The following is a 12,691-nucleotide window of genomic DNA, read 5'->3' as shown; positions in this document are numbered from 1 at the left end:
CAGAAGTGAAACGCCGTAGCGCCGATGGTAGTGTGGGGTCTCCCCATGCGAGAGTAGGGAACTGCCAGGCATTAAATTCGTTCCTTTTCCCCTGACAAGGAAAGCAACAGGAACAGACGGCTCTCAGCCGGTTGCTGAGAACCGTGAAAGAATCGGTGGAGCGGTAGTTCAGTTGGTTAGAATACCTGCCTGTCACGCAGGGGGTCGCGGGTTCGAGCCCCGTCCGTTCCGCCACCCTATTAGGGGCGTAGTTCAATTGGTAGAGCACCGGTCTCCAAAACCGGGTGTTGGGGGTTCGAGTCCCTCCGCCCCTGCCAGAAAACGATCCTTTGCTTCGGCAAAGGATTTTTTTTTTGCCTTTAAAAAAGCAAAAAAGAAAAACCAGCTAACGCTAACTGGCCTCTGATCTTCCCTGCTCACCTCTTTTTCCCGTAAATTCAGCTGTTTTGCCTGACCAGAATCGGGAATTTAAGCAACTGGCGGATGTGTGCCTGCTGATCGCTGTTCTGCAACCAGACAGCATAGAGCGGACGAACGGCAACGGGTGTATCCGGAATCATCATCAACTCACTGTAAACACTTTGCCAGAAGTCCGGCAGAAACGCGCATGCGCCGGTGGTATGCAGCAGTTCACGGGTGACATGCGCTGACGTTGTGGAGAGGACCGGCACATCATCAGCCCCCGAGAGATAGCTCTGATGCTGATGAAAATCAGCTCCCCATTCCAGCTTAATATAATCATATTTCTCACGCTTTTCGCTCTGCCGGGCGCAGAACAGCGCCAGTGAAATATGACCAATCTGCTGACTGGTTAACTCATCCATCTTAGGCGCTTCAGTGGTAATCAACAGATCCAGCTGGCGCTCATGAAGCTGTTTAACCAGCAGATGCCGCTGTGCTACGCGCGCTTCTAAATGCAGGCTCTCCCGATTCTCATACAGCGTCTGTAGCCATGGCGTCAGATAGGCTTCCCATAGAGATGCACTGGCACCAATAGAAAGCTCATGATGCTGCTGAGTATGAGAAACCTCCTTCTTCGCCATCATCCAGGTGCTCATCAGGCTTTCAGCATAGGGAAGCAGTCGCTCTCCTGCCGCTGTCAGACGTATGTTATTGCGATGCCGTGTAAAAAGATTAACGCCAAGCTGATTCTCTAACTGACGGATGCGAAAACTGACAGCAGATTGCGTAAGGTAAAGTGCTTCTGCAGCACGCCCAAAATGACGTGTCCTGCTCACTTCCAGGAAAGTTTTCAGTAATTCCGTATCCACAGCGTTCTCCCAAAAAATGTTTGTCGTATAGATTTAAATGTTTTGTTTTACACTCTGTCAAGCCTATCTAATACTCCGCGCCATTAACAGCACGGCATTAGAAAATCAGGAGCGTGTAACATGGCGGAAAGCTTCTCAACAGAGAATCGTTTCTTTGATAACAAACATTACCCGCGTGGTTTCTCACGCCACGGTGACTTTACTATTAAAGAGGCTCAGCTTCTTGAACGCCACGGTTTTGCTTTTAATGAGCTGGATTTATCAAAGCGTGAGCCTGTAACTGAAGAAGAACGTTTGTTTATTGAAGTGTGTCGTGGCGTGCGTGAGCCGCAAACGGAAGCTGAGCGCGTGTGGTCTAAGTATATGACCCGCATTAAGCGTCCTAAGCGTTTTCATACGCTCTCTGGCGGTAAACCGCAGATGGACACCGTTGAAGACTTTACCGACAGCGACGATTAACAGAGAAGGGGCGAAAGCCCCTTTTTTTATTGCAGGCTGTTGTGCAGATGAATCATTAATCGATCTATTGTACGGTAACTGACCGCTTCCTGCAGATGTGACCGGCTAATATCCGTATCCCCCGCGAGATCGGCAACGGTACGCGCCACTTTCAAAATCCGCTGCCATGCCCGCACAGACAAACCCAGTTTCTCCAGCACGGACTCCAGCCACTCCGCGTCTTCTTTGGCAGGCTGACACCAGCGCATAATCTCTGCATTGTTTAAATGCGCATTGATCTTGCCTGTACGGGCCAGCTGAATGTTACGTGCCGCGACCACCCGATGACGTACCTGCTCAGACGCTTCCGCTCTGGCGCGCTGACCGCTGAGCATCCCACCCGGCAGTAGCGGCACCTCCAGCGAAAGATCAAAACGATCCAAAAAAGGGCCTGATAGCTTGCTGAGATACCGCAAAACCTGTTGGGGTGAGCAGCGGTTGTGTTGTCCCTGATAATGCCCGGTTGGACTGGGATTCATCGCAGCGATCAGCTGAAACCGTGCCGGATAGGTAACTTTTGCCCGGGCACGGGAAATAGCGATGACGCCCGACTCTAATGGCTCGCGCAGGGAGTCCAGTACCTTGCGATCAAATTCCGGTAACTCATCCAGAAACAGTACGCCATTGTGCGCGAGGGATATCTCACCGGGCCGTGGCAATGATCCGCCACCAATCAAAGCATAGAGAGATGCGCTATGGTGAGGTGACCTGAAAGGCCGCGTGCGCCACTGTCGGTGCAGGGTATTGTTGTTCACCAGGCTGTCGATTGCCGCGCACTCCAGAGCTTCCTGATCGCTAAGAGAAGGCATTATGCCAGGCAGTCGGGTGGCGAGCATGGTTTTACCCGTGCCCGGTGGCCCAATCAGCAGCAGGTTATGACCGCCTGCCGCTGTGATCTCCAGTGCTCTGCGCCCCTGCTCCTGACCAATGACATCAGCGAGATCATCAGCCGGCACGTCGCCCTGCTGTTCAGGGTATTGGGCCGTCGGTAATGTGAGCGCATTACGCAGAAAGGCGCATACCTGGCTGAGGTGAGAGGCGACCAGCGACAACCCCTGACGGATGAGTCCGGCATCACCCTGATTTTCAACGGAGAGCACCAGCTGCCTTCCCGCCTGTATCGCCACCATAGCCGCTGGAATCGCGCCCTGTACACCGCACACTGCGCCGTCGAGTGCCAGCTCACCCAGAAACTCATAGTGCGTCAGCTTATCGGCAGGAAGCTGCTCAGAGGCGACCAGAATGGCGATCGCCATAGGTAAGTCATACCGCCCGCCCTCTTTGGGTAAATCTGCCGGGGCCAGATTGATGGTGACGCGCTTAGCCGGAAAGGTAAAACCACTGTTGATAATGGCACTGCGGACCCGCTCACGTGCCTCTTTCACGGTGGTTTCAGGCAAACCCACCAGTGTTAACGCTGGCAGGCCGTTACTGATATGCGCCTCAATGGTCACCAGCGGGGCTTCTACGCCTAATGCTGCCCGGGTCAGAACTTTTGATAATGACATACTCGCTCCTTGTTGCCGCCAGTCTGGTGACAGCGTCAAACGAAAGCGAGGGGATGATCAGCACTGTTCAGGCCATCGTCCAGCCCATCAGCGTTTTTTTCAAGGCGTATTGAAACCTTGTGCGACTGCGCGCAAATTCATCAAAACATGATTACGCCCCTAAAGTGATGAATAATTATCATCACGTAATTATTTCTTGTAATACAGGTTGATAGGTCGTTATCCAGCGCCTGTGGTTAAAAAAAGTCTGTAAAAAAAGTTGTGCCATAACCCCTGACTATGATAACTCTGTAGGCATTACTTCGAACACGTAAAAGAATTGAACAACACATGAAAGCCCTTCTACAAGTGATTAGCCTGGTCGTGATTAGCGTGGTGGTGGTTATTAACCTACCGTGCGGGGCAACGCTTGGAGAAAGAAAGGCTTAAAAATCAAGCCTCGAATCCGAAAAAACCCCCGCACCGAAAGGTCCGGGGGTTTTTTTTCGACCCGAGGAAATATCAGTAAATCCACAAGGAACAAACAATGAACAGTAGCATAAAATTCTGTTGTTCCGGTCAGGACACAGGAGAATAGCGATGACAGGTGCACAGTGGGTAGTTCAGGCTTTACGCGCGCAGGGGGTTAATACCGTATTTGGTTACCCTGGTGGCGCAATCATGCCGGTATACGACGCGCTCTATGATGGCGGCGTGGAACACCTACTGTGTCGTCATGAGCAGGGCGCAGTGATGGCGGCGATTGGCTATGCCCGCTCAACCGGCAAAACTGGCGTCTGTATCGCCACTTCAGGCCCTGGCGCGACTAACCTGATTACGGGCCTGGCGGATGCCATGATGGATTCGGTTCCGGTTGTGGCAATCACCGGTCAGGTGACCTCTGCCTTCATCGGCACCGATGCTTTCCAGGAGATCGACGTACTGGGACTCTCGCTGGCCTGTACCAAGCACAGCTTCCTGGTCGAGTCGCTGGATGAGCTGCCCGCTATCATGGCGGAAGCCTTTGCGCTGGCGCAGTCGGGTCGTCCGGGTCCGGTGCTGGTTGATATCCCGAAAGACATTCAGATTGCGCAGGGTGAGCCCGCACCGCATCTGGTGCCGGTAGAAGAGGGAAGCGCGCTGCCACATCAGGCAATTCACGAAGCACGTGCACTGATGGCGCAGGCCAGAAAACCCATGCTCTACGTTGGCGGTGGCGTCGGTCTGGCGCAGGCTGTTCCGGCACTGCGTGCGCTGGCAGAAGAAACCGGTATTCCGGCAGTGGCTACCCTGAAAGGCTTAGGCAGTGTGGATCCATACAGTGAGGTCTATCTGGGCATGCTGGGGATGCACGGCACCAAAGCCGCTAACCTGGCCGTACAGGCATGTGACCTGCTGATCGCGGTCGGTGCGCGCTTCGACGACCGCGTCACCGGCAAGCTGGATACCTTTGCACCCCACGCCAGCGTGATTCATCTCGACATCGATCCCGCTGAGTTAAACAAATTACGTCGCGCACACGTCTCTCTGCAGGGTGATCTCAACGAATTGCTGCCTGCTCTGAGTCAGCCGCTGCATATCAACGCCTGGCGTGATGAGGTGAAAGCGCTTAAAGCCAGTCACTCATGGCGCTATGACCATCCAGGCGAAGCGATCTATGCGCCGCTGTTGCTGAAGCAGCTTTCCGATCGCAAACCGGCCAATACTGTTGTGACCACCGACGTTGGTCAGCATCAGATGTGGACGGCACAGCACATGGCATTTAGCGCACCGGAAAACTTCATCACCTCCAGTGGTTTAGGCACCATGGGCTTTGGTTTGCCTGCCGCTATCGGCGCACAGGTTGCACGCCCGGAAGATACGGTTATCTGTGTCTCGGGTGATGGCTCCATCATGATGAACATTCAGGAACTGGGTACCATCAAGCGCGGCAAGCTGCCGGTTAAAATCGTACTGATGGATAACCAGCGTCTGGGCATGGTGCGCCAGTGGCAGCAGCTCTTTTTTGACGGTCGCTACAGCGAAACCAATCTGTCCGATAATCCCGACTTCCTCACGCTGGCCAGCGCGTTCAACATTCCTGGCCAGCGCATTACCCGTAAAGATCAGGTCGACGCCGCCCTTGATGCTCTGCTGAACAGCGAAGGTCCTTACTTCCTGCATGTTGCAATAGATGAGCATGAAAACGTCTGGCCACTGGTACCGCCGGGTGCCAGCAATGCAAACATGATGGAGAAAACCGTATGAACCAGCATCAATTGTCTATCGAAGCCCGTTTCCGCCCTGAAATATTAGAGCGCATTTTACGCGTCGTGCGTCACCGCGGTTTTCAGGTCTGTTCTATGAACATGGCCTCAGTCGCTAACGCAGAAAACATTAATATTGAAATGACCGTTGCCAGCCAGCGCTCCGTCGATTTACTGTCTTCGCAGTTAAGTAAATTGATCGACGTTGCATGCGTTCAGATTCAACAACAGACAACACAACAAATCCGCGCGTAGCCGCGAGAGGAAATAACAATGAGCACGAAGAAAGCAGACTTTATTTGGTTCAATGGCGAGATGGTTAAGTGGGAAGATGCGAAGGTCAGCGTCATGTCTCACGCGTTGCACTACGGTACGTCGGTATTTGAAGGCGTGCGTTGCTACGACTCTCACAAAGGACCGGTTGTGTTCCGTCATCGCGAACACATGCAACGTCTGCACGACTCCGCCAAAATCTACCGCTTCCCGATTAAAAGCAGCGTTGATGAGCTGATGGAAGCGTGCCGCGAAGTCATCCGCGTGAACAAACTGAAAAGTGCTTATATCCGTCCGCTGGCCTTTGTTGGCGATGTGGGCCTGGGCGTGAACCCGCCAGACGGCTTCACCACCGATGTGATCATTGCTGCCTTCCCGTGGGGCGCATACCTGGGCGCAGAAGCGCTGGAAAACGGCATCGATGCGATGGTCTCCTCATGGAACCGCGTTGCGCCAAATACCCTGCCAACCGCCGCGAAAGCGGGTGGTAACTACCTCTCCTCACTGCTGGTGGGCAGCGAAGCCCGTCGTCACGGTTATCAGGAAGGTATCGCGCTGGACACCAATGGCCTGATTTCAGAAGGTGCTGGCGAGAACCTGTTTGAAGTTAAAGATGGTGTGCTGTTTACGCCGCCATTCACCTCCTCTGCACTGCCGGGTATCACCCGCGATGCCATCATCACGCTGGCGCGCGATATGGGCATTGAAGTGCGTGAGCAGACGCTGTCGCGTGAGTCGCTCTATCTGGCTGACGAAGTCTTTATGTCTGGCACCGCCGCAGAAATCACGCCGGTACGCAGCGTGGATCGCATTCAGGTGGGCGAAGGCAAACGTGGCCCGGTCACCAAACGCATCCAGGAGGCCTTCTTTGGTCTGTTCACTGGCGAAACAGAAGACAAATGGGGCTGGTTAGATCCGGTTAACCCATAATCAGATACAGCGCGGGCGTCATCTGACGTCCGCGAGCTTATTCTTACTGGAGTAAATAGAGCATGCCTAAGTACCGTTCCGCCACTACCACCCACGGCCGCAATATGGCAGGTGCCCGTGCCTTATGGCGCGCGACAGGAATGACCGACGACGATTTCGGCAAGCCGATTATCGCTGTGGTTAACTCATTCACCCAATTTGTCCCTGGCCACGTTCACCTCCGCGACCTGGGTAAACTCGTCGCTGAGCAGATTGAAGCGTCAGGTGGTGTGGCTAAAGAGTTCAACACCATCGCGGTGGATGACGGTATTGCCATGGGTCATGGCGGCATGCTGTATTCACTGCCTTCGCGCGAACTGATTGCCGACTCGGTCGAGTACATGGTCAACGCGCACTGCGCAGACGCCATGGTCTGCATCTCTAACTGCGATAAAATCACGCCGGGAATGCTGATGGCGTCACTGCGCCTGAATATTCCGGTGATCTTTGTTTCCGGTGGACCGATGGAAGCGGGTAAAACCAAGCTTTCTGACAAAATCATCAAGCTGGATCTGGTGGATGCGATGATTCAGGGTGCCAACCCGAACGTCAGCGATGCCGACAGCGATCAGATCGAACGCTCTGCCTGCCCGACCTGTGGCTCCTGCTCCGGTATGTTCACCGCCAACTCGATGAACTGTCTGACCGAAGCTCTGGGCCTGTCGCAGCCTGGCAACGGATCACTGCTGGCCACGCACGCCGATCGCAAAGAGCTGTTCATCAATGCCGGTAAGCGCATCGTCAGTCTGACCAAGCGCTACTACGAGCAGGATGACGTCAACATGCTGCCACGTAACATCGCTAACAAGGCCGCTTTCGAGAACGCCATGATGCTGGATATCGCCATGGGCGGTTCCACCAACACCGTATTGCACCTGCTGGCGGCGGCACAGGAAGGCGACATCGACTTTAATATCTCCGACATCGATCGCCTGTCACGTAAAGTGCCTCAGCTTTGTAAAGTCGCGCCAAGTACCCCGAAATATCACATGGAAGATGTGCATCGCGCGGGTGGTGTTTTTGCGATTCTGGGCGAGCTGGATCGCGCAGGCCTGTTCGACAGCAGCGCCCGTAATATTCTGCAGCAGACGATGCGTGAAACGCTGGATCAGTACGACATCATGCTGACCAAAGATCAGGCGGTGAAAGATATGTTCCGCGCTGGCCCGGCAGGCATCCGTACTACCCAGGCGTTCTCACAGAACTGCCGCTGGGACACGCTGGATGATGATCGTGCCGAAGGCTGTATCCGCACCCGCGAAAACGCTTACTCGCAGGATGGCGGTCTGGCCGTGCTTTACGGCAACATCGCCGAAGATGGCTGTATCGTTAAAACGGCGGGCGTAGACAAAGAGATCCTGACCTTCACGGGCCCGGCTAAAGTCTATGAAAGCCAGGATGACGCGGTAGAAGCGATTCTGGGCGGCAAAGTTGTGGCAGGCGACGTGGTCGTCATCCGCTACGAAGGACCAAAAGGCGGGCCGGGCATGCAGGAAATGCTCTATCCGACCACCTATCTGAAATCGATGGGCCTGGGCAAAAGCTGCGCACTGATCACCGACGGTCGGTTCTCCGGCGGTACGTCGGGCCTCTCTATCGGCCACGCTTCGCCGGAAGCGGCTAACGGCGGCACCATTGCGCTGGTCAAAGATGGCGATACCATTGAAATCGATATCCCTAATCGCGGCATCAAACTCGCTGTGCCGGATAACGAACTGCACGCCCGCCGTGAAGAGCAGCAGGCACGTGGCGATGCGGCCTATACGCCAGTCAATCGTCAGCGTGAAGTCTCCTTTGCGCTGCGTGCTTACGCATTACTCGCGACCAGTGCTGACAAAGGCGCTGTCCGCGATAAGAGCAAGCTGGGAGGCTAAAAATGGCCGAGTCTCAACCGCTACCTGACGCGCCTGGCGGCGCCGAATATTTGCGCGCAGTGCTGCGTTCACCGGTGTATGAAGTGGCACAGGTGACGCCGCTGCAGGTTATGGAAAAAATTTCGGCGCGGCTCGGCAACACCATTCTGGTGAAGCGGGAAGATCGCCAGCCGGTGCACAGTTTCAAGGTGCGCGGTGCTTACGCGATGATTGCCGGTCTGAACGAAGAGCAGAAAGCGCGCGGCGTGGTGACGGCGTCAGCCGGTAACCATGCGCAGGGCGTGGCACTCTCCGCGACGAAACTGGGCATCAAGTCATTGATTGTGATGCCGCTGGCGACCGCAGACATCAAGGTCGATGCAGTGCGCGCATTTGGCGGTGAGGCTTTCCTGTTTGGTGCCAACTTTGATGAGGCGAAAGCCAAAGCGATAGAGCTCGCTGAACAGCGCGGCTACACCTTCGTGCCGCCGTTTGACCATCCGGCTGTCATTGCCGGACAGGGCACGCTGGCGATGGAGCTGTTGCAGCAGGATGCGCACCTTGACCGGGTCTTTGTCCCGGTTGGCGGCGGCGGTCTGGCGGCCGGCGTGGCGGTGCTGATCAAGCAGCTGATGCCGCAAATCAAAGTGATTGCGGTGGAGTCAGAAGATTCAGCCTGCCTGAAAGCCGCACTGGAAGCGGGTCATCCGGTCGATCTGCCGCGCGTCGGGCTGTTTGCCGAAGGCGTCGCGGTCAAACGGATTGGCAGCGAAACCTTCCGGCTCTGTCAGGCCTACCTCGATGACATCATTACCGTCGACAGCGATGCGATTTGCGCGGCGATGAAGGATCTGTTCGAAGATGTGCGTGCTGTGGCGGAGCCGTCTGGCGCACTGGCGCTAGCGGGCATGAAAAAGTATATCCAGCAGCATGAGATCAAAGGCGAGCGGCTGGCGCATGTGTTATCAGGTGCCAACGTCAACTTCCACGGTCTGCGTTACGTCTCCGAGCGTTGTGAGCTGGGCGAACAGCGTGAAGCGCTGCTGGCCGTCACCATCCCGGAACAGCAGGGCAGTTTCCTGCGCTTCTGCCAGACGCTGGGCGGACGTTCAATCACCGAGTTCAATTACCGCTACGCCGATGCGGACAAAGCCTGCATCTTTGTGGGTGTACGTCTGACCCGTGGCGTGGAAGAGCGCAGTGAGATCATCAGCGAACTCACCAGCGGCGGCTATCAGGTAGTCGATCTCTCAGATGATGAGATGGCGAAACTGCACGTGCGCTACATGGTGGGCGGACGGCCCTCCAAGCCACTGCGTGAGCGGCTCTTCAGCTTTGAATTCCCGGAGGCACCTGGCGCGTTGCTGAAGTTCCTGCAGACGCTGGGCACTCACTGGAATATCTCGCTGTTTCACTACCGCAGCCACGGCACCGACTATGGTCGTGTGCTGGCGGCTTTTGAACTCGGCAGCGATGAGCCACGTTTCGAGGAGCATCTCACCGATCTGGGTTACGACTTTCATGACGAAAGCCAGAACCCGGCGTTCCGCTTCTTCCTGTCAGGCCACTGATTACAGCTGGCTCCAGAAAGCACTGATCAGCGGCTCTCCGAGCCGCTTTTTTTGCACGCAGATGCCGAGTTCGAACGGCGCAACCGAGTCAATATTCTCCAGCAGCAGCACGCGGTTTCGCACCGGGTCCGGGCTGTTCTCCAGCACCACATCCGGCAACAGTGCAATACCGCAACCCAGCGCCACCATTGAGACAATCGCTTCATGCCCCGATACGGTGGCGTAAATGACCGGATTCGGGATGCGCTGACGACGGAACCAGAGATCGATACGCCGCCGTGCGGGTCCCTGCACCGGCAGAATGAAGGGAATTTTTGACCAGTCGGGCTGCGGCTGTGTGGCCTGAGTGCGAACAGCACAGGGCAGTGCAGGCGCAATCAGCACCAGCGGGATCAGCCCCAGTGGCATAAAATCAATGCTGGCGGGCAGAGTTTCAGGCCGTCCGGCAATCGCCAGATCGGCATCACCGGAGTGCACTTTTTCCACCGCATCCGCGGCATCGCCGGTATCCAGTTTGATTTCGACCTGCGGATGTTCAGCGCGAAAGCGGTCAAGGATGGGCGGCAGATGACTGTAGGCCGCCGTCACAGAACAGAACAGTCGCAGTTCGCCGCTGAGTGACGGGCCGTTAAGATCCATCACATGGCGCAGTTGCTGATACTGCAACAGCGTCTGCTGGGCAAACTGGCGCAGGCGTTCGCCCGCTTCCGTCAGCGTCACGGTGCGGTTATCGCGCAGAAACAGCGCATGGCCGACATCTTCTTCAAGCCGCTGGATCTGGCGTGACAGCGTGGAAGGGCTGACGTGCATCGCACGCGCAGTGCGCCCGAAGTGGCAGCTTTCTGCCAGATGAAGAAACAGTTTCAGATCCCGTAAATCCATGTGCGCGTCGCCTCTGGGTGGTGTTGCATTTATTGCAATGTGACGTTGTTAATATATCAATTTAAGCAACAGAATTCCTGTCATATGATGGGGTCATTCGCGGCGCTGCACGATTCGCCGTTCCTGAACAAAAAAAGCAAACACAACCTTACTGGAGTACCCATGGCTAACTATTTCAACACATTGAACCTGCGCAACCAGCTGGCGCAATTAGGCAAATGCCGTTTCATGGCGCGTGATGAATTCGCGGATGGTGCCAGTTTCCTGAAAGGCAAAAAAGTCGTTATCGTTGGCTGTGGTGCGCAGGGCCTGAACCAGGGTCTGAACATGCGTGATTCCGGTCTGGACGTTGCTTATGCACTGCGTGCTGAAGCGATTGCGGAGAAACGCCCTTCATGGCGCAAAGCGACCGATAACGGTTTCAAAGTGGGTACTTACGAAGAGCTGATCCCGCAGGCTGACCTGGTGGTTAACCTGACGCCAGACAAGCAGCACTCTGCTGTAGTTCAGGCTGTTCAGCCGCTGATGAAAGATGGCGCTGCACTGGGCTACTCACACGGTTTCAACATCGTTGAAGTGGGCGAAAGCATCCGTAAAGACATCACTGTTGTGATGGTGGCGCCGAAGTGCCCGGGTACTGAAGTGCGTGAAGAGTACAAACGTGGCTTTGGTGTGCCGACGCTGATCGCGGTTCACCCTGAAAATGATCCAAAAGGCGAAGGCATGGCGATTGCTAAAGCCTGGGCAGCTGCGACTGGCGGCGATCGTGCTGGCGTGCTGGAATCCTCCTTCGTTGCAGAAGTGAAATCTGACCTGATGGGTGAGCAGACTATTCTGTGTGGCATGTTGCAGGCGGGTTCACTGCTCTGCTTCGACAAGCTGGTGGCTGAAGGTACCGATCCGGCTTACGCAGAAAAACTGATTCAGTTCGGCTGGGAAACCATCACCGAGTCACTGAAGTTTGGTGGCATCACCCTGATGATGGATCGTCTTTCTAACCCGGCGAAACTGCGCGCCTATGCGCTGTCAGAGCAGCTGAAAACCATCATGGCGCCGCTGTTCCAGAAGCACATGGATGACATCATCTCCGGTGAATTCTCTTCCGGTATGATGGCTGACTGGGCAAATGATGATAAAAACCTGCTGACCTGGCGTGAAGAGACCGGCCAGACCGCGTTCGAAACCGCCGCACAGTATGAAGGCAAAATCGAAGAGCAGGAGTACTATGACAAAGGTGTGGTGATGGTAGCGATGGTTAAAGCGGGCGTTGAGCTGGCGTTTGAAACCATGGTAGACGCCGGCATCATTGAAGAGTCTGCTTACTATGAATCACTGCATGAGCTGCCGCTGATCGCGAACACCATCGCCCGTAAGCGTCTGTATGAAATGAACGTGGTTATCTCTGATACTGCCGAATATGGTAACTACCTGTTCTCCTTCGCCGCAGTTCCGCTGCTGAAAGAGTTCATGACCACATTGCAGCCAGGCGATCTGGGTAAAGCGGTTGAAGGCACGCAGGTCGACAACGCGCAGCTGCGTGACGTTAACGAAGCCGTTCGCCAGCATCCGATTGAAACCGTTGGCCGCAAGCTGCGTGGCTACATGACCGACATGAAGCGTATCGCTGTCGCGGGCTAATAA

At 55.3% G+C, this 12,691-nt stretch carries 11 protein-coding genes and 2 tRNA genes; 10 read left to right on the top strand and 3 right to left on the bottom strand.

Annotation, left to right across the window (positions count from 1 at the left end; all coding sequences use genetic code 11):
* The first annotated feature begins 157 nt into the window (after positions 1-157).
* Both Q7C21_RS11040 and Q7C21_RS11035 read left to right on the top strand, forming a co-directional pair.
* Positions 158-234, top strand: a tRNA-Asp gene (locus tag Q7C21_RS11040).
* A gap of 7 nt (positions 235-241) precedes the next feature.
* Positions 242-317: transfer RNA gene (locus Q7C21_RS11035), tRNA-Trp, on the top strand.
* A 120-nt stretch (positions 318-437) separates the two neighbouring features.
* Here Q7C21_RS11035 and hdfR read toward each other — a convergent pair.
* A complete protein-coding gene (gene hdfR / locus Q7C21_RS11030) occupies positions 438-1,271 on the bottom strand; it encodes an HTH-type transcriptional regulator HdfR (protein WP_008926363.1) in 834 nt (277 codons plus the stop codon).
* Between the two features lie 120 nt (positions 1,272-1,391).
* Between hdfR and Q7C21_RS11025 the strand changes: the two genes are divergently transcribed.
* A complete protein-coding gene (locus Q7C21_RS11025) occupies positions 1,392-1,730 on the top strand; it encodes a DUF413 domain-containing protein (RefSeq protein WP_008926362.1) in 339 nt (112 codons plus the stop codon).
* 26 nt (positions 1,731-1,756) lie between these two features.
* On the opposite strand, the gene Q7C21_RS11020 is transcribed toward Q7C21_RS11025, so the two are convergent.
* Positions 1,757-3,277, bottom strand: a complete 1,521-nt coding sequence (locus Q7C21_RS11020) for a YifB family Mg chelatase-like AAA ATPase (RefSeq protein ID WP_008926361.1) — start codon at positions 3,275-3,277, stop codon at positions 1,757-1,759.
* Between the two features lie 330 nt (positions 3,278-3,607).
* On the opposite strand from Q7C21_RS11020, the gene ilvL reads away from it, so the two are divergent.
* The 6 genes from ilvL (at position 3,608) to ilvA (ending at position 10,168) form a co-directional block, all read left to right on the top strand.
* The gene (ilvL, locus tag Q7C21_RS11015) at positions 3,608-3,706 is read left to right on the top strand and encodes an ilv operon leader peptide (RefSeq protein WP_072101316.1); all 99 of its coding nucleotides are present in this window, start codon (positions 3,608-3,610) and stop codon (positions 3,704-3,706) included.
* Positions 3,707-3,856: 150 nt separating this feature from the next.
* Complete coding sequence (ilvG, locus tag Q7C21_RS11010) at positions 3,857-5,503, top strand: acetolactate synthase 2 catalytic subunit (RefSeq protein WP_008926360.1); 1,647 nt, start codon at positions 3,857-3,859, stop codon at positions 5,501-5,503.
* Positions 5,500-5,757: an acetolactate synthase 2 small subunit gene (gene ilvM / locus Q7C21_RS11005; protein ID WP_008926359.1), complete on the top strand. Its 258-nt coding sequence runs from the start codon at positions 5,500-5,502 to the stop codon at positions 5,755-5,757. The genes ilvG and ilvM overlap by 4 nt, the downstream gene beginning before the upstream one ends.
* Positions 5,758-5,775: 18 nt before the next feature.
* Positions 5,776-6,705, top strand: a complete 930-nt coding sequence (locus Q7C21_RS11000) for a branched-chain amino acid transaminase (protein WP_039661111.1) — start codon at positions 5,776-5,778, stop codon at positions 6,703-6,705.
* A gap of 62 nt (positions 6,706-6,767) precedes the next feature.
* A complete protein-coding gene (ilvD, locus tag Q7C21_RS10995; protein ID WP_008926357.1) occupies positions 6,768-8,618 on the top strand; it encodes a dihydroxy-acid dehydratase in 1,851 nt (616 codons plus the stop codon).
* A gap of 2 nt (positions 8,619-8,620) precedes the next feature.
* A complete protein-coding gene (gene ilvA / locus Q7C21_RS10990; protein ID WP_039661112.1) occupies positions 8,621-10,168 on the top strand; it encodes a threonine ammonia-lyase, biosynthetic in 1,548 nt (515 codons plus the stop codon).
* Here the strand turns inward: ilvA and ilvY are convergent, their stop codons facing one another.
* A complete protein-coding gene (gene ilvY, locus Q7C21_RS10985; protein WP_008926355.1) occupies positions 10,169-11,050 on the bottom strand; it encodes an HTH-type transcriptional activator IlvY in 882 nt (293 codons plus the stop codon). It abuts the gene before it with no gap.
* A gap of 162 nt (positions 11,051-11,212) precedes the next feature.
* On the opposite strand from ilvY, the gene ilvC reads away from it, so the two are divergent.
* The gene (gene ilvC / locus Q7C21_RS10980; RefSeq protein WP_008926354.1) at positions 11,213-12,688 is read left to right on the top strand and encodes a ketol-acid reductoisomerase; all 1,476 of its coding nucleotides are present in this window, start codon (positions 11,213-11,215) and stop codon (positions 12,686-12,688) included.
* The last annotated feature ends 3 nt before the right edge of the window (positions 12,689-12,691 follow it).

It is taken from the genome of Pantoea sp. ANP04 (genome assembly GCF_041982285.1).
Classification (GTDB): Bacteria; Pseudomonadota; Gammaproteobacteria; order Enterobacterales; family Enterobacteriaceae; genus Pantoea; species Pantoea eucalypti.
The sequence above is the reverse complement of the archived record's forward strand: the minus strand, read 5'-3'. Positions and strand labels throughout refer to the sequence as shown.

Coding starts and splice junctions, on each gene's coding strand:
- ilvD (WP_008926357.1), top strand. CDS start 6,768: ATGCCTAAGTACCGTTCCGCCACTACCACCCACGGCCGCAATATGGCA.
- ilvY (WP_008926355.1), bottom strand. CDS start 11,050: ATGGATTTACGGGATCTGAAACTGTTTCTTCATCTGGCAGAAAGCTGC.
- ilvG (WP_008926360.1), top strand. CDS start 3,857: ATGACAGGTGCACAGTGGGTAGTTCAGGCTTTACGCGCGCAGGGGGTT.
- ilvL (WP_072101316.1), top strand. CDS start 3,608: ATGAAAGCCCTTCTACAAGTGATTAGCCTGGTCGTGATTAGCGTGGTG.
- Q7C21_RS11020 (WP_008926361.1), bottom strand. CDS start 3,277: ATGTCATTATCAAAAGTTCTGACCCGGGCAGCATTAGGCGTAGAAGCC.
- ilvA (WP_039661112.1), top strand. CDS start 8,621: ATGGCCGAGTCTCAACCGCTACCTGACGCGCCTGGCGGCGCCGAATAT.
- ilvC (WP_008926354.1), top strand. CDS start 11,213: ATGGCTAACTATTTCAACACATTGAACCTGCGCAACCAGCTGGCGCAA.
- Q7C21_RS11000 (WP_039661111.1), top strand. CDS start 5,776: ATGAGCACGAAGAAAGCAGACTTTATTTGGTTCAATGGCGAGATGGTT.
- ilvM (WP_008926359.1), top strand. CDS start 5,500: ATGAACCAGCATCAATTGTCTATCGAAGCCCGTTTCCGCCCTGAAATA.
- Q7C21_RS11025 (WP_008926362.1), top strand. CDS start 1,392: ATGGCGGAAAGCTTCTCAACAGAGAATCGTTTCTTTGATAACAAACAT.